Origin of the sequence: Sphingomonas parva (ex Maeng et al. 2020) (assembly GCF_004564275.1) — a bacterium.
Lineage (GTDB): Bacteria > Pseudomonadota > Alphaproteobacteria > Sphingomonadales > Sphingomonadaceae > Allosphingosinicella > Allosphingosinicella parva.
In genome coordinates this window covers 85,241-98,808 of sequence record NZ_SPDV01000002.1, presented here as the reverse complement: position 1 = coordinate 98,808, position 13,568 = coordinate 85,241, and the positions used below count along the sequence as shown (strand labels likewise).

Genomic DNA, 13,568 nt, shown 5'->3' with positions numbered 1-13,568 from the left:
GCCCCGCCGGATGCCGAACAGCGAAACCAAGCCCAGCAAATTCACCCCGCGCACCCGCAAGGTCCGCATCCTCGCGACCCTGGGGCCGGCGAGCAACTCGCCGGAAATGATCCGCAAGCTCGCCGAAGCGGGCGCGGACGCCTTCCGGGTCAACATGAGCCACGGCAGCCATGAGGACCATCTGAAGCTGATCCGGACGATCCGCTCGCTCGAGAAGGATCTGGAGCGGCCGACCACGATCCTCGCCGATCTTCAGGGGCCGAAGCTGCGCGTCGGCAAGTTCGCGGATGGCGGGGCGGTGCTGGAGAACGGCCAGACCTATGTCTTCGACCGCGACGAGACTCCGGGCGACGCGAGCCGGGCGAACCTGCCGCACAAGGAAATCTACGAGGCGGTGGAGCCCGGCACACGGCTGCTGATCGACGACGGCAAGATCGTCGCCCGCGTCGTGTCGGTGACGGCGGACCGCATCGAGGCGAAGATCGAGGTCGGCGGACGCATCTCGAACAACAAGGGCCTGAACGTGCCCGACGTCGTGCTGCCGCTTGCCGCGCTGACCGAGAAAGATCGCGCCGATCTCGCCTTCGCGCTGGAGCAGGGCGTCGACTGGATCGCGCTGTCGTTCGTGCAGCGGCCCGAAGACGTTGCGGAGGCGCGGCGCCTGATTGCCGGACGCGCCTCGCTCCTCGCCAAGATCGAGAAACCGGCGGCGATCGACCGGCTGGAAGGAATCCTCGAGCTCGCCGACGCCGTGATGGTCGCGCGCGGCGACCTCGGCGTCGAGCTTCCCCCGGAGGAAGTGCCGCCGCTCCAGAAACGAATCGTCGAGGCGGCGCGCCGCCTCGGCCGCCCGGTGGTGGTCGCGACACAGATGCTCGAATCGATGATCAGCGCGCCGACGCCGACCCGCGCCGAGGTCTCGGACGTGGCGACCGCTGTCTACGACGGCGCGGACGCCGTGATGCTCTCCGCCGAGAGCGCGTCGGGTTCCTTCCCGATCGAGGCGGTGACGATCATGAACGGCATCGCGACCAGCGTCGAAGCCGATCCGAGCCACGCCGCCCGCGTTCACTTCACCGAGACCTTACCGGAGGCGACCACCGCCGACGCCATCGCGCATGCCGCCAACACGATGGTGGGCACGGTAAGCGCCGCGGCGATCGTTTGCTTCACCTCGTCCGGCTCGACCGCGCGCCGCGTCTCTCGCGAGCGTCCCGCGGTGCCGATGCTGGTGCTGACGCCGTCCGAGCGGACGGCCCGTCGCCTCGGCCTCCTGTGGGGCGCGCATGCGGTGCGCACCCGCGACGTGGCGAGCTTCGAGGAGATGATCGCCAAGTCGAAGCGCATGGCGCTGCGCCACGGCATCGCCAAGGGCGGTCAGCGGATCATCGTCACCGCCGGCGTGCCGTTCGGGACCCCGGGATCGACCAACGTCATCCATATCGTCCGGCTTGTCGGCGACGAGCTCGAGCGGTACCGCGCCGGCGAGGGCTGATCAGCTCTCGAGCAGCTTCGGCACCTGATCGAGCAATTCGCGCGCCAGGAAACCGATTCGGCCGACCTCCTTCGCCAGCCGCCGGCCCGCCTCACCGTGGAGGTAGACGCCCCAGAGGGCAGCGGTGAGCGGATCGGCACCACGGGCGGCGAGGCCGCCGACGATGCCGGCGAGCGTATCCCCCGAGCCCGAGGTGGCGAGGCCGACGCCGCCGCCTTCGAAGCGGAAGGCGCGGCCGTCGGGCGCGACGATGTGGCTATATTGTCCCTTGATCAGCGCCACTGCGTTGAAGCGCTCGGCTGCGGTCGCCGCCGCAGCGCGGGGATCTCCCGCCACCCTTTCGGGCTCCCATTCGAGCAGGCGTGCCATCTCTCCCGCGTGAGGGAGGAGGATCGCGCCGCCTGGCCAGGCGCGAAGGGCCGCTGCGCGCGGCGCGAGCGAGCCGAGCACCGCCGCGTCGAGCACCAGGGGCCGGTCGAGACGGGCGCCGAACAGCGCGTCGAGCAGTTCGTCGAGAGGCCGCCCATGCTGGAGACCGCAGCCGATCATGATCGCCTGCGCGCTCTCGGCCCAACGAAGCAGCGGCTCGATGCCGCTCGGCGCGAGGCACCCCTCCTCCGTCTCCTCGAGGCCGATCACCCGCGCTTCGGGAATGGCGACGCCGAGCTGTACCGAAACGCTGGCCGCGGTGGCGATCTGGAGCTTGCCGGCGCCCGCGCGCAGGCCGCCGATGCCGGCGAGATAGGCGGCGCCGGCGAGCTCGCGGCTGCCGGCGATGACGAGGACGCGCCCCCTCTCCTCCTTGTCGCCGCCATCGGGGTGGTTCGGCAGCGGGAAGCGGCGGAGCAATTCCCGATCGAGCGTCTCCGGCGCGCTCACCGCACCCCCACGATCGCCTCGGGCTCGGCGGTGACCGGCGCCTGCTCCTGGATCAACGGTGCGGCGTGGTTGTAGCGGACGAGGCTCGGCGCGCAGAGCGCGTCGTCGTCCGGCTCGAACGCATATTCGCAGACACCGCAGTTCAGGACATTGCTCTCCCGGCTGATGCCGATCACCTGCGCCTCGCTCATCTCCTCGAGGATGTAGCGGAAGCAGAGCACGACCACCTGGTGACAGGCGACCAGCACGCGCTTGTCGGCATAATGGAGACTGATTGTGTCGAGGGCGCTGCGGAGGCGCAGGATCACGTCCGCCCAGCTCTCCCCGCCGGGCGGGCGGTGATAGAATTTGCCGAGGAGGGCGCGATGCTCCGCCTGGTCCGGATAGCGCTCCTGGATGCCGATCGTCGTCAGCCTGTCGAGGATGCCGAACTCCCGTTCGCGCAGCCGTTCGTCGACGACCAGCTTCTTGGCGTCGGACGTGGTACCGCCGGCGGCGCAGATTGCCTTCGCAGTTTCCTGCGCGCGGACATAAGGCGAAGAGAGGACGACCTGAGGCCGCTCTTCCTCCGGAAGCTTGGCGAACCATTCGCCGAGCGCGTGGGCCTGGCGCTGGCCGAGCGGGCTCAACGGAATGTCGACGTCACGGACGGCGAGATCGATCATCGCCTGGCCCGCCGCGTCCGCGGCGTCGCGCGCGACGTTTCCCGCGCTCTGGCCGTGCCTCACCAGCCACAATCTCGATGGCCACCTCTGCCGCATCGTTCGTTGAAAGCGCGAAACGGCAGAAGGTTCAGAGCAGCGCTTCGGCCTCCAGGCGCCGGCGCAGGTCGTCGGCGTCGGTGAAGAGGTGGGCGCGCATGCCGACGGCGCGAGCCCCCTCCACGTTGATCACGCGATCGTCGACGAACAGGGCCTGATCGGGGCGCAGACCGAAGCGGTCAAGCGCCAGATAGTAGATCGCCGGATCCGGCTTCATCATCTTTTCGGTGCCGGAGACGACGATGTCCCGGAACCGGCCGAAGAAGGCTTCCTCCCGCGCACGAAACGGCGGCCAGAAATCACCTGAGAAGTTGGTGATCGCGAACAGCGGCACGCCGCGGGCGTCGAGCGCCTCGACCAGGGCATGGACGCCGGGGATCGGATCGGTGATCGTCTCGCCGAAGCGATCGCCCCAGGCAGAGATCAAATGGGCATATTCGGGAAAGCGTCCGCTGAGGTCGGCGGCCGCCTCGGCGAAATCACGTCCGCCGTCGAGCGAATCGTGCCATTCCCACAGACCGACGTCCTCGATGAAGCGCAGCCGCGCCTCGTCCTCGGGCAATTGCCGCGCGAGGAAGCTCTCCGGATCCCAGCCGTAGAGGACGTTGCCGACGTCGAAGACGACGGCCGTCGGGCGATCCACCGGCTGGGCGTCAGGCAAGGTCATCGGGGACTCGGCAGGGACCACGCACGAAAACGCCCGCCGGTAAGGCGGGCGCACATGCCCGGGTCCCGCGCGGGCTTAGCCCTGGCGAGCCTTGAAGCGGCGATTCGTCTTGTTGATGACGTAGGTGCGGCCACGGCGGCGGATCACGCGGCAGTCGCGGTGGCGCGACTTGAGGGACTTGAGCGAGTTGCGGATCTTCATGGCCGAACGACCTGTCTTTCAAATCGAATTGCTGGAAAATGAGGCGCCCACCTATGGGCGGAGCGGCCGCAAGTCAAGCGATTCTGCGGTTCCGGAGCCGCCGCGGCGTCGCCGGGCACCGCAGGCGGTCAACCACGCTCGGCGAGCTTGCGCTCCCAGGCGAGGGCATGCTGGACGATCGTCTCGAGATCAGCGAGCTTCGGCCGCCACGGCAGCGTCTCGATGATCTTGCCGTTGTCCGCGACGAGGCTGCCGGGATCCCCGGCGCGCCGGGGCTCCATCTTGCGCTCGATCGTCATGTTGGTGACCCGGTCGACCGCGTCGAGCACCTCGAGCACCGAGAAACCACGGCCGTAGCCGCAGTTCATGATGTGGCTGGAGGACGGATCCTCGATCAATTTCTCGAGCGCATGAACGTGCGCATCGGCGAGATCGCTGACGTGGATATAGTCGCGCACGCCGGTGCCGTCCGGCGTCTCGTAGTCGGTGCCGTAGACCGCCACGTGACCGCGCTTGCCGGTCGCCGTCTCGACCGCGACCTTGATCAGGTGCGTCGCGCCGGCGGTCGACTGGCCCGAGCGGCCGCGCGGATCCGCCCCGGCGACGTTGAAATACCGTAGGGCGCAGAAGTTGATCGGATGGGCGAAGGCGACGTCCGCGAGCATCCGCTCGGTCATCAGCTTCGACCAGCCGTAGGGATTGATCGGCTGGGTTCGGGCGGTCTCGGTGACCGGCACCTGCTCGGGAATGCCATAGGTCGCGGCGGTCGAGGAGAAGATGAAATGCTTGACCCCGCCCCGCACGGCGCTTTCGATCAGAGCCCGGCTCTTCACCGTATTGTTCTCGTAATATTTGAGCGGGTTCTCGACCGATTCGGGCACGACGATCGATCCGGCGAAATGGATGATCGCGCCGATGCCGTGTCCCTCGATCAGCCGGCCGACCAGCGCCTGATCGGCGATGTCGCCCTTGGCGAACACCGCCTCCTTCGGCACCGCCCATTCGAACCCGGTGGTGAGATTATCGATCACCACCACCCGCCAGCCGGCATCGAGCAGTGCCAGGACCGCATGGCTGCCGATATAGCCTGCTCCGCCCGTGACCAGCACCGTCGGCTTCGAACCCGTCATGTCCATCTTTCCTCTCGGGAACCGTTGAGCGGCAGATGCGCTGAACGATCGTTACAGGCCTGTACGAACGCTGCCGCTAGACCAGGAGGTGCCGGAATGAAAACAGCTTTTCTGCGTGGCGGAGCGATGCTGCTGGCGCTTGCCCTGTCCGCCTGCGCGACCGGCGGCGGCAACGGCAGCGGCGGCGGAGACGTGGAGGTGGCCCGGTTCCACCTCGGCGGCCCCTCGATCGCCAAGACGCAGATCGCGATCGAACCGTTCGACCGGGCCGACGTCAATCGCCCGGACTATCCGGCGGTGGCGGCGACGATCGCGCGCGAGCTGACCCGGCTCGGCTGGACCGTGGTGGATACCACCGGCCAATCGGAGCAGATCGCCCTGATCGACGTCGAGCAGGGCAGCCGGGAGGCGATCGCGACGCTGAGCGCCGCGCGGATCGGCCGCGGCGTCGCGGCAACCGTGCCCGCCGGTACTTCCGCCGACATCACCGCCACCCTCCTCGAGGTGGCCATTCGGAGGCGTTCGGACGCCACCGTATTCTGGGAAGGACGGGCGGTGACCGAGGCTCGGACAGGAAGCGCCGCGGCCGCCACGCCCGCCGCCGTCGAGCGCCTCGCGAGCGCCCTGTTTCGGGACTTCCCCGGGGAGTCGGGCCGCACTATCAGGGTTCGATGACCCTCTCCGTTACGAGCGCCTTCGACGGCGGCAACATTCGCCTGGTCGCCATCGACGGCAACCGCCTGGACCTCGAGATCGTCAAGGACCAGTCCTCCGATTTCTACCAATGGTTTTCGTTCCGCCTCACCGGCGCAGCCGGCCAGCCGGTGGAACTGCGCATCCTCAATTGCGCCGGCTCCGCCTACCCGCTCGGCTGGGACGGCTATCGTGCCTGCATGTCCTATGATCGCGAAGAGTGGGTCCGCACCGACACCAGCTACGAGAGCGGCATCCTCACCATCCGGGTCACGCCGGAGGCGAACAGCGTCTGGTTCGCCTATTTCGCGCCGTACACGATGGAGATGCACCACGATCTCGTCGCCACGGCCGCGGCCCATCCGGCGGTCCGCTACCGCGCCCTCGGGCAGAGCCTCGACGGCCAGGAGATCGACTATCTCTCGATCGGCGATGGCCCCCTGCAGGTCTGGCTCTACGCCCGTCAGCATCCTGGCGAATCGATGGCCGAATGGTGGATGGAGGGCGCGATCGAGCGCCTGCTGGACGATTCGGATCCGGTGTCCCGCCGCCTGCGCGACCGCGCCACCTTCCACATCGTGCCGAACATGAATCCGGACGGCACCCGCCGCGGCCACCTGCGCACCAACGCGGTCGGCACCAACCTCAATCGCGAATGGCACGCGCCGAGCGCGGAGCGCAGCCCGGAAGTGCTGTGCGTTCGCAACGAGATGGACCGCACCGGCGTTGATTTCGCGATGGACGTGCATGGCGACGAGGCGATCCCGGCCAATTTCCTCGCCGGCTTCGAAGGCATTCCCAGCTGGAACGAGCGGCAGCAGGGCCTGTTCGACCGGTTCAGCGACGAGCTCGTCCGCGTCACCCCCGATTTCCAGACCAAGCAGGGTTATGAGATCGCCAAGCCAGGGCAGGCCAACATGTCGATGTCGACGGCGCAACTGGCCGAGCGGTTCGGCGCCGTCTCGATGACGCTGGAGATGCCGTTCAAGGACAATGAGGACATGCCGGATCCGGTCTACGGCTGGTCGCCGGACCGCTGCCGCCTGCTCGCCCGCGCCTGCATGGACGCACTTTACGCGATCATCGACGAAATTCCGGCAGGGAAGCGCTGATGCCGAGCCTGGTCCTCATCCGTCATGGCCAATCGGCCTGGAACCTGGAGAATCGCTTCACCGGCTGGTGGGACGTCGATCTCACCAACAAGGGTGTCGAGGAAGCCCGCGAGGCCGGCGTACTGATGCAGGCGAAAGGCCTGGATTTCGATCTCTGCTTCACCAGTCTGCAGACCCGCGCGATCCGGACGCTGAACCTCGCGCTCGAGGAGATGCGGCGGCTGTGGCTGCCCGTGGAGAAGGACTGGCGCCTCAACGAGAGGCATTACGGCGGCCTGACCGGCCTCAACAAGGCGGAGACCGCGGCCAAGCACGGCGAGGAGCAGGTCCGCATCTGGCGGCGATCGTTCGACATTCCGCCGCCGCCGATGGAGGCTGGCAGCCCCTACGATCTCGCCGCCGACCGCCGCTACGACGGCATCCAAGTGCCCGCGACGGAGAGCCTCAAGGATACGATCGCGCGCGTTCTGCCTTATTGGGAGGCACGGATCGCGCCTGCGCTCAAGGCCGGAAACCGGGTGCTGATCTCTGCCCACGGCAATTCGCTACGGGCGCTCGTCAAGCACCTCTCCGGCATCTCGGACGAGGAGATCGCAAGCCTCGAGATCCCGACCGGCAAGCCGATCGTCTACCAGCTCGACGACGATCTTGCGGAAGTCGAGCGCTACTACCTCCACGAGCGGTGAAGAAGGGGCCGGGATGCGCCTGGCCTACATCTTCCTCGGCACGCTCTCGCTGATCCTGGCTGCGGCGGGCGCAGTGCTGCCGCTGCTGCCGACGGTGCCGTTCGTACTGCTTGCCGCATTCTTCTTCGCGCGAGGCCATCCGCCGCTCGAAGCCTGGCTGGTGCGCCATCCGCGCTTCGGACCGCACATCGTCGCGTGGCGCAGCCGCGGCGCGATCAGCAGGCGCGGCAAGCGAGCGGCGCTGCTTGCGTTCGCGATCAGCGCGGCGACCGGATTAGTCTTCGCGCCGCTCCCATGGAGCCTCGTGCCGCTGGCCGCGGCGGCGATCGGCGGAAGCTGGATCTGGACGCGGCCGGAAGCCTAGCCGCGGCGGGACCGACGTTCCACCTGCTCGGGAGCGAAGGACGCTCAGGCCTCCTCGCGGGCCCGGCTGAGGTTGCGGGCGGCACGGGCGAGCACGGCGCCGGCCTCATCTCCCGGCATGATGCCGGTGGTCGCGACGATCACCTCCAGCGGGATTTGGGCGCCGGCGAGGTCGAGCGGCGCGCGGGCGATACAGCGGGCCAGCCGCTCCCCGGTCTCGATCGCGCTGTTCTGATCGAGATGGTCGACGAGCAGGCCGAAGCCCACCTCATCGGTGCGCGCCAGCTGGTCTGTCGCGCGGATCAGGCCGCCGAGGGTGCGGGCGACCTGAGCGATGGCGGCCTGACCGACCGGCTCGCCATGACGCGCGACGATCGCCTCGATCCCCTTCAGCTCGAACGAGATCAGGGCGGCGGGCGTCCCGTGGCGCGCGGCATGACCGGCGACCCGTTCCACCTCCTGCGCGAAGCGGCGGGCATTGGCGAGACCGGTCAGCGCATCGCCTTCCGCCAGCGCTTCCAGCTGCTCGATCCGGCGCTGCGCGTCGGCAAGGGCGGCACGCAGAAGCTCGTTCTCCTGCGCGAGGCTGGCGGAGGATTCGGCGGCGAAGCGGGTCGACTGGTCGGACATGCGGCCACCCTATGCCGCACTTGGTTAAGATAGCACGAAGGCCTCGCATCGCGCTTTCCAGACATGCTCCTGTCGTGGCCTGACGATGACACGAGCGGAGCGCCTGTGCTCGCCCCCGCACCCGGACGCAAGGCGCCCCGAAACGGTGAGCCGCGCCGCCCGTTGCCACTCTCAAGAGGCCCGATTAGAGGTGCCGCATCGCCGCGTTGGAGAGGGTGGGGCATGGCAGTCGTCGGGATCATCATGGGCAGCCGCTCGGATTGGGAGACGATGCGCCATGCCGCCGAGACGCTCGACGAGCTCGGCGTCGCCTATGAGACGAAAGTCGTCTCCGCCCATCGTACCCCCGAGCGACTGTACGATTATGCCAGGGGTGCCGCCGCGCGCGGTCTGAAGGTGATCGTCGCCGGCGCCGGGGGCGCGGCCCATCTGCCCGGCATGGCGGCGGCGATGACCCGGCTGCCGGTGCTCGGCGTACCGGTGGAATCGAAGGCGCTGTCCGGCATGGACAGCCTCCTCTCGATCGTCCAGATGCCCGGCGGCATACCGGTTGGCACCCTGGCGATCGGCAAGGCCGGGGCGATCAACGCCGGCCTGCTCGCCGCGGCCATCCTTGCAACCTCGGACCCGGCGCTGGCCGCGCGCCTCGACGACTGGCGGCAGCGGCAGACCGAGAGCGTCGCGGAGAGCCCGGAATGACGATCCCGCCCGGCGCCACGATCGGGATCGTCGGCGGCGGCCAGCTCGGCCGCATGCTTGCCGTCGCCGCCGCGCAGCTGGGCTACAAATGCCATGTCTATGCGCCCGACGAGGCTCCGCCAGCGGCCGAAGTGTCGGCCCTGTTCACCCGCGGCGGCTGGGACGACGAGACGGCGCTCGCCCGCTTCGGCGCCAGCGTCGATGTCGCCACCTATGAGTTCGAGAACATCGCCGCCGGACCGCTGAGCGCGCTCGCAGCCGAGGCGCCGCTCTACCCGCCGCGCCGCGCCCTCGAGATCGCGCAGGACCGGATGCGCGAGAAGAGCTTCGTGCGTGATCTCGGCGGTCGTCCGCCGCGCTTCGCCGCCGTCTCGAGCCGGGAGGAGCTCGATGCCGCGCTGGCGGAGGTCGGGACGCCGGCGGTGCTCAAGACGCGCCGCTTCGGCTATGACGGCAAGGGTCAGGCCCGAATCCTGGCACCGGAAGATGCCGCCGGGGCCTGGGAGGCCGTTCGCGGCGCGCCGTCGATCCTGGAGGCGTTCGTCGATTTCAGCGCCGAATTCTCCGTTCTCCTCTGCCGCGGCGAGGACGGCGAGACCGTGACCTGGCCGGTCCCGCGCAACACCCATGAAGACGGTATCCTCGCCCGTTCGGAAGCGCCGGCGCCGGCGGAGCTCGCGCCCCAGATTCGCGAGGCCGAGGCGCTGGCCCGTGAGGTCGCCGACGCGCTCGATTATGTCGGCGTGCTGACGCTCGAGTTCTTCGCGACACCCGAGGGGCCGATGTTCAACGAAATGGCGCCGCGGGTCCACAATAGCGGACACTGGACGATCGAGGGCGCCCTCACCTCGCAGTTCGAGAATCATGTTCGTGCGATCTGCGGTCTGCCGCTCGGCGCGACGGACCTGGTCGCGGCGCGAGTGGAGATGTGGAACCTGCTCGGCGACGCCGCCGACCGATGGGCAGATATCCTTGCCGACCGCACCGCCCACCTCCACCTCTACGGCAAGGGTGAGGCGCGCCGGGGCCGCAAGATGGGGCATGTCACGAGGCTGATGCGGTAGAAGTTCGGAGCGCCGGGCCGCCGGCGCCCGGCCTCGCCAGACATGGAAAAGGGCCGCCGCAGGTTCGCTGCGGCGGCCCTTCTTGCGAATGCCCTCTTATTGCGCCGGCGCGGCGGCTGGCGGGGTCGCCGCCGCCGGCTTGATGACCTCGACAGGAAGGCCGAGGCCGGTCAGCTGCGGGCGGACCTTGGCGGCATCGCCGACCACGACCCAAACGATCTTCTTCGGATCGATCACCTTGCGCGCGGCCTGATCGAGCTGCGCGGCCGTCATTCCCCGGTAGCGGTCAGCGATCGTCTCCCAATAATTGTCGGGTCGCCGATACAGCGCGTTGGAGCGCAGCGCGCTGAGCACCGCTCCCGAAGTCTCGAACTGCCCGGCGAGCTCGCGGGTATTGCCGTTGATGACCCGCTGGAGCTCGGTCGCGGTGACCCCGTTCGCGCCGGTGAAGCCGCTGATCTGCGACATCAGCTCCCGGATCGCCGGACCGGTCTTGTCGGCCTGGACCGGCGCGCTGATCACATAGGGCACGAGATCCTCGCGCAGGCTGACCGAGCTCGATGAGCCGTAGGACCAGCCCTTGGTCTCGCGCAGATCCATGTTGATGCGCGACAGGAAGTCGCCGCCGAGCACCTCGTTGGCGGAGGTCAGCAGCAGCAGATCCTCGGTGCCGCGGACGGGCAGGACGTAGCCCGCGGAGATCAGCGACTGCGGGGACTGCGGCCGATCGACCAGGATGATCCGCGAGCGCGGCGCCGGCGGAGTCGCCGCGAAGGTCTTTGTACCCTTGGGCGACGCGGGCGCGGCCCAGTTGCCAAACCTCGCCTCGAGCTGCGGGACGAGCTCGGCCAGCGGCACGTCGCCCACCGCGAAGATGGTGAGGTTGTCCGGCCGGATCCACGCCTGGTGGAAGCGGATCAGATCGTCGCGAGTGAGACGGCGAACCACGTCCGGATCACCGGTCCCGGTCGGCGAGCGGCCGTAGGGATGCGCCGTTCCGTAGAGCGCCGCCGGCAGGGTGCGCGCGGCGATCGTCCCCGGCTGCGTGAGCTCCTGCGCGATGCGGGTGAGCTGCTGCGCGCGCAGCCGCTCCACCTCGCCCGGATCGAAAGCCGGGTTGCGGACGACGTCGGCGAGCAGATCGAGCGAGCGGCCGAGGTTCGGAGTCAGCGCGTCGAGGCCGACGACGGTGCGGTCGAGCGACGCGCCCGTTCCGATCCCGGCGCCGAGCCGCTCCTGCTCCTCGGCGATCTGGATGGAGTTGCGGGTGGTCGTGCCCTCGGTCAGCAGCTCGAGCATCAGCGACTGGGTGCCGAGTGCGTTGGCGGGGTCCGCGGCAACGCCGGCGTTGAACTCCAGCGTCACTCGGGTGACCGGGACAGCCGTGCGGCGGGCATAGACGATTGGAATGCCGTTCGAGAGGGTTGCCCGCTCGACCTCCGGGAAGTCGAGATTGCCGATCGCGCCGACCGGCGGAAGCGGCCGCTTGGCGGTCGGCTGCTGCGCGGTCGCGCCGCCGCCCGACTGATCTTCGGCGACGAACGGCAGCGGCGCCAGCGGCTTCTCGCCGGCCTGCGGACGGCGATAGTAACGCGGACGCTGGCTTGCCGCGCTGCCCTTGGAGGCAGCCGCTTCCTCATAGGCACCACGCTCGCCGGGATCGACGCGGAGCGCGTACACCGGGCGGGTCAGCCACTTCTGCATCGCCTTGCGCACGTCCTCAGGCGTCACGCGGGCATAAGCGAGCAGCTGCTTGCGATAGAATTCCGGATCGTTGGCGTAGAGCGTGCCCTCGGCCAGGGCGACGGCCTTGCCGCCGAAACCGCCGACCTGCTCAAGGCCGCGGATCCGGCCGGCGACGTCGCTCGTCACCATCCGTTGCACCTCGTCCTCGGTCGGACCGTTGGCGATGTAATCCGCGAGGATCGCATCGAGACGTCGGGCGACGACGTCCGGATCGACGCCGGGCTTCACGTCCGCGGTGACCTCGAACAGGCTGACGCGGTGGAACGGCTGTAGCGAGGCCGTGACGCGGACGGCGGTCTGGTCCTTGCGGACGAGCTCGTTGTCGAGGCGGGAGCTGGCAAGGCCGCCGAGGATGCCGGCAGCGACATCGAGCGGAACCATGTCCTCGCTGAGCAGGCCGGGCACCGCCCAGTTGCGGTAGAGGCGGGTATTGGCGACGCGATCGTGCATCACCTCGGACTTGGCCGCCGACAGCGTCGGCACGTCGGCCCGGGCCGGGTTGTTGACCGGTCCGCGGGGAATGTCGCCGAAATACTTCTCGACCAGCGGCCGCGCCTCTGCGGCCGAGACGTCGCCCGCGATCACCAGAACCGCGTTGTTCGGGCCGTAGCGAGAGCGGAACCATTGCTTGACGTCGGCCAGGCTCGCCTTGTCGAGATCGGCCATCGAGCCGATCGTCGAGTGGTGATAGGGGTGCCCCTCGGGGAAGAGCGCCTCGAGCTGGGCGTATTCGACGAGGCCGAACGGCTCGTTGTCGCCCTGGCGCTTCTCGTTCTGGACGACTCCGATCTGGTTGGTCAGCTTCTCCTGGGTGACGGCGCCGAGCAGGTGACCCATACGGTCGCTCTCGAGGAACAAGGCGCGTTCCAGCGCCGGCCGCGGAACGGTCTGGAAATAGTTGGTGCGGTCGAACCAGGTCGTGCCGTTGAAATCGGTGGCGCCGATTTCCTTCAGCGGCTCGAAATAGTCGCCCGGCGCGTTTTCCGAGCCGTTGAACATCAAATGCTCGAACAGGTGCGCGAAGCCGGTCTTGCCGGCCGGCTCGTCCTTGGACCCGACATTGTACCATACGGAGACGGCGGCGACGGGCGCCTTGCGATCCTCGTGAACGATGACGCGCAGTCCGTTGTCGAGGGTGAATTGCTCGTAGGGGATGTTGACCTGCTCGACGAGCGAGGCGACCGAGGCGAGGCCCTGATCGGCGGGCGCCGCCTCGGCCGCGGGCGTCGCCTCGCTGCTCGAGGCGACCGTTCCGCCGCCCCCGTCGTCCGCTGTCGTCGTGCACGCCGGCAAGGCGAAGGCACCGAGCATGAGGAGGGGGAGCAGCATGCTGCGCATCGGCAATTCTCCGAATCTGTTATCGCGCGCCACCATACAAAGGGTGGCGCGACGCGCAACCGCCACGGTCCGCTGCTTCGCCGCGCTCGGCGGTTCGCCCTGAG

The 13,568-nt window shown here is 68.8% G+C and carries 14 protein-coding genes; 7 read left to right on the top strand and 7 right to left on the bottom strand.

Features of this window, described 5'->3' with window-relative positions; genetic code table 11:
- The first annotated feature begins 10 nt into the window (after window positions 1-10).
- The gene (gene pyk, locus E2493_RS01590; RefSeq protein WP_135083048.1) at window positions 11-1,495 is read left to right on the top strand and encodes a pyruvate kinase; all 1,485 of its coding nucleotides are present in this window, start codon (window positions 11-13) and stop codon (window positions 1,493-1,495) included.
- Here the strand turns inward: pyk and E2493_RS01585 are convergent, their stop codons facing one another.
- The 5 genes from E2493_RS01585 to galE all read right to left on the bottom strand — a co-directional run bounded on the left by E2493_RS01585 (window position 1,496) and on the right by galE (window position 5,133).
- Window positions 1,496-2,374, bottom strand: coding sequence for an NAD(P)H-hydrate dehydratase (locus E2493_RS01585; protein WP_135083046.1), 879 nt, complete (start codon window positions 2,372-2,374; stop codon window positions 1,496-1,498). It lies immediately after the preceding gene.
- Window positions 2,371-3,102 (bottom strand): histidine phosphatase family protein, encoded by a 732-nt coding sequence (locus E2493_RS01580; protein ID WP_263854051.1) that lies wholly within the window; start codon window positions 3,100-3,102, stop codon window positions 2,371-2,373. Before E2493_RS01580 ends, E2493_RS01585 begins: the two co-directional genes overlap by 4 nt.
- A gap of 64 nt (window positions 3,103-3,166) precedes the next feature.
- On the bottom strand, window positions 3,167-3,802 hold the full coding sequence (locus E2493_RS01575) for an HAD family hydrolase (protein WP_135083042.1): 636 nt from the start codon (window positions 3,800-3,802) through the stop codon (window positions 3,167-3,169).
- A 75-nt stretch (window positions 3,803-3,877) separates the two neighbouring features.
- A complete protein-coding gene (ykgO, locus tag E2493_RS01570) occupies window positions 3,878-4,003 on the bottom strand; it encodes a type B 50S ribosomal protein L36 (protein ID WP_006833921.1) in 126 nt (41 codons plus the stop codon).
- Window positions 4,004-4,131: 128 nt separating this feature from the next.
- Window positions 4,132-5,133 (bottom strand): UDP-glucose 4-epimerase GalE, encoded by a 1,002-nt coding sequence (gene galE, locus E2493_RS01565; protein ID WP_135083040.1) that lies wholly within the window; start codon window positions 5,131-5,133, stop codon window positions 4,132-4,134.
- Window positions 5,134-5,229: 96 nt separating this feature from the next.
- On the opposite strand from galE, the gene E2493_RS01560 reads away from it, so the two are divergent.
- Genes E2493_RS01560 through E2493_RS01545 form a run of 4 tightly spaced genes read left to right on the top strand, consistent with a single transcriptional unit; the run spans window position 5,230 to window position 7,988 of the window.
- Window positions 5,230-5,808 carry a DUF4136 domain-containing protein gene (locus tag E2493_RS01560; RefSeq protein ID WP_135083038.1) on the top strand — a complete coding sequence of 193 codons (579 nt, stop codon included), beginning with the start codon at window positions 5,230-5,232 and terminating at the stop codon, window positions 5,806-5,808.
- Window positions 5,805-6,938: a M14 family metallopeptidase gene (locus E2493_RS01555; protein ID WP_135083037.1), complete on the top strand. Its 1,134-nt coding sequence runs from the start codon at window positions 5,805-5,807 to the stop codon at window positions 6,936-6,938. The genes E2493_RS01560 and E2493_RS01555 overlap by 4 nt, the downstream gene beginning before the upstream one ends.
- Entirely contained in the window at window positions 6,938-7,624 is a 687-nt protein-coding gene (gpmA, locus tag E2493_RS01550) for a 2,3-diphosphoglycerate-dependent phosphoglycerate mutase (protein WP_135083036.1), read from the top strand. Before E2493_RS01555 ends, gpmA begins: the two co-directional genes overlap by 1 nt.
- Before the next feature lie 13 nt (window positions 7,625-7,637).
- Entirely contained in the window at window positions 7,638-7,988 is a 351-nt protein-coding gene (locus tag E2493_RS01545) for a YbaN family protein (RefSeq protein ID WP_135083034.1), read from the top strand.
- 44 nt (window positions 7,989-8,032) lie between these two features.
- On the opposite strand, the gene E2493_RS01540 is transcribed toward E2493_RS01545, so the two are convergent.
- Window positions 8,033-8,617: a GGDEF domain-containing protein gene (locus E2493_RS01540; RefSeq protein ID WP_135083032.1), complete on the bottom strand. Its 585-nt coding sequence runs from the start codon at window positions 8,615-8,617 to the stop codon at window positions 8,033-8,035.
- A gap of 222 nt (window positions 8,618-8,839) precedes the next feature.
- On the opposite strand from E2493_RS01540, the gene purE reads away from it, so the two are divergent.
- Both purE and E2493_RS01530 read left to right on the top strand, forming a co-directional pair.
- Window positions 8,840-9,316 carry a 5-(carboxyamino)imidazole ribonucleotide mutase gene (gene purE, locus E2493_RS01535; protein ID WP_135083030.1) on the top strand — a complete coding sequence of 159 codons (477 nt, stop codon included), beginning with the start codon at window positions 8,840-8,842 and terminating at the stop codon, window positions 9,314-9,316.
- On the top strand, window positions 9,313-10,380 hold the full coding sequence (locus E2493_RS01530) for a 5-(carboxyamino)imidazole ribonucleotide synthase (protein WP_135083028.1): 1,068 nt from the start codon (window positions 9,313-9,315) through the stop codon (window positions 10,378-10,380). Before purE ends, E2493_RS01530 begins: the two co-directional genes overlap by 4 nt.
- A gap of 96 nt (window positions 10,381-10,476) precedes the next feature.
- Here E2493_RS01530 and E2493_RS01525 read toward each other — a convergent pair whose 3' ends face one another.
- Window positions 10,477-13,464, bottom strand: coding sequence for a M16 family metallopeptidase (locus tag E2493_RS01525; protein ID WP_135083026.1), 2,988 nt, complete (start codon window positions 13,462-13,464; stop codon window positions 10,477-10,479).
- Between the last annotated feature and the right edge of the window lie 104 nt (window positions 13,465-13,568).

Excerpts from the sequence above, each read along its gene's own strand:
- E2493_RS01560 (WP_135083038.1), top strand. The coding sequence starts at position 5,230 with ATGAAAACAGCTTTTCTGCGTGGCGGAGCGATGCTGCTGGCGCTTGCC.
- E2493_RS01545 (WP_135083034.1), top strand. The coding sequence starts at position 7,638 with ATGCGCCTGGCCTACATCTTCCTCGGCACGCTCTCGCTGATCCTGGCT.
- purE (WP_135083030.1), top strand. The coding sequence starts at position 8,840 with ATGGCAGTCGTCGGGATCATCATGGGCAGCCGCTCGGATTGGGAGACG.
- E2493_RS01555 (WP_135083037.1), top strand. The coding sequence starts at position 5,805 with ATGACCCTCTCCGTTACGAGCGCCTTCGACGGCGGCAACATTCGCCTG.
- E2493_RS01540 (WP_135083032.1), bottom strand. The coding sequence starts at position 8,617 with ATGTCCGACCAGTCGACCCGCTTCGCCGCCGAATCCTCCGCCAGCCTC.
- ykgO (WP_006833921.1), bottom strand. The coding sequence starts at position 4,003 with ATGAAGATCCGCAACTCGCTCAAGTCCCTCAAGTCGCGCCACCGCGAC.
- E2493_RS01525 (WP_135083026.1), bottom strand. The coding sequence starts at position 13,464 with ATGCGCAGCATGCTGCTCCCCCTCCTCATGCTCGGTGCCTTCGCCTTG.
- E2493_RS01530 (WP_135083028.1), top strand. The coding sequence starts at position 9,313 with ATGACGATCCCGCCCGGCGCCACGATCGGGATCGTCGGCGGCGGCCAG.
- gpmA (WP_135083036.1), top strand. The coding sequence starts at position 6,938 with ATGCCGAGCCTGGTCCTCATCCGTCATGGCCAATCGGCCTGGAACCTG.
- galE (WP_135083040.1), bottom strand. The coding sequence starts at position 5,133 with ATGACGGGTTCGAAGCCGACGGTGCTGGTCACGGGCGGAGCAGGCTAT.
- pyk (WP_135083048.1), top strand. The coding sequence starts at position 11 with ATGCCGAACAGCGAAACCAAGCCCAGCAAATTCACCCCGCGCACCCGC.
- E2493_RS01575 (WP_135083042.1), bottom strand. The coding sequence starts at position 3,802 with ATGACCTTGCCTGACGCCCAGCCGGTGGATCGCCCGACGGCCGTCGTC.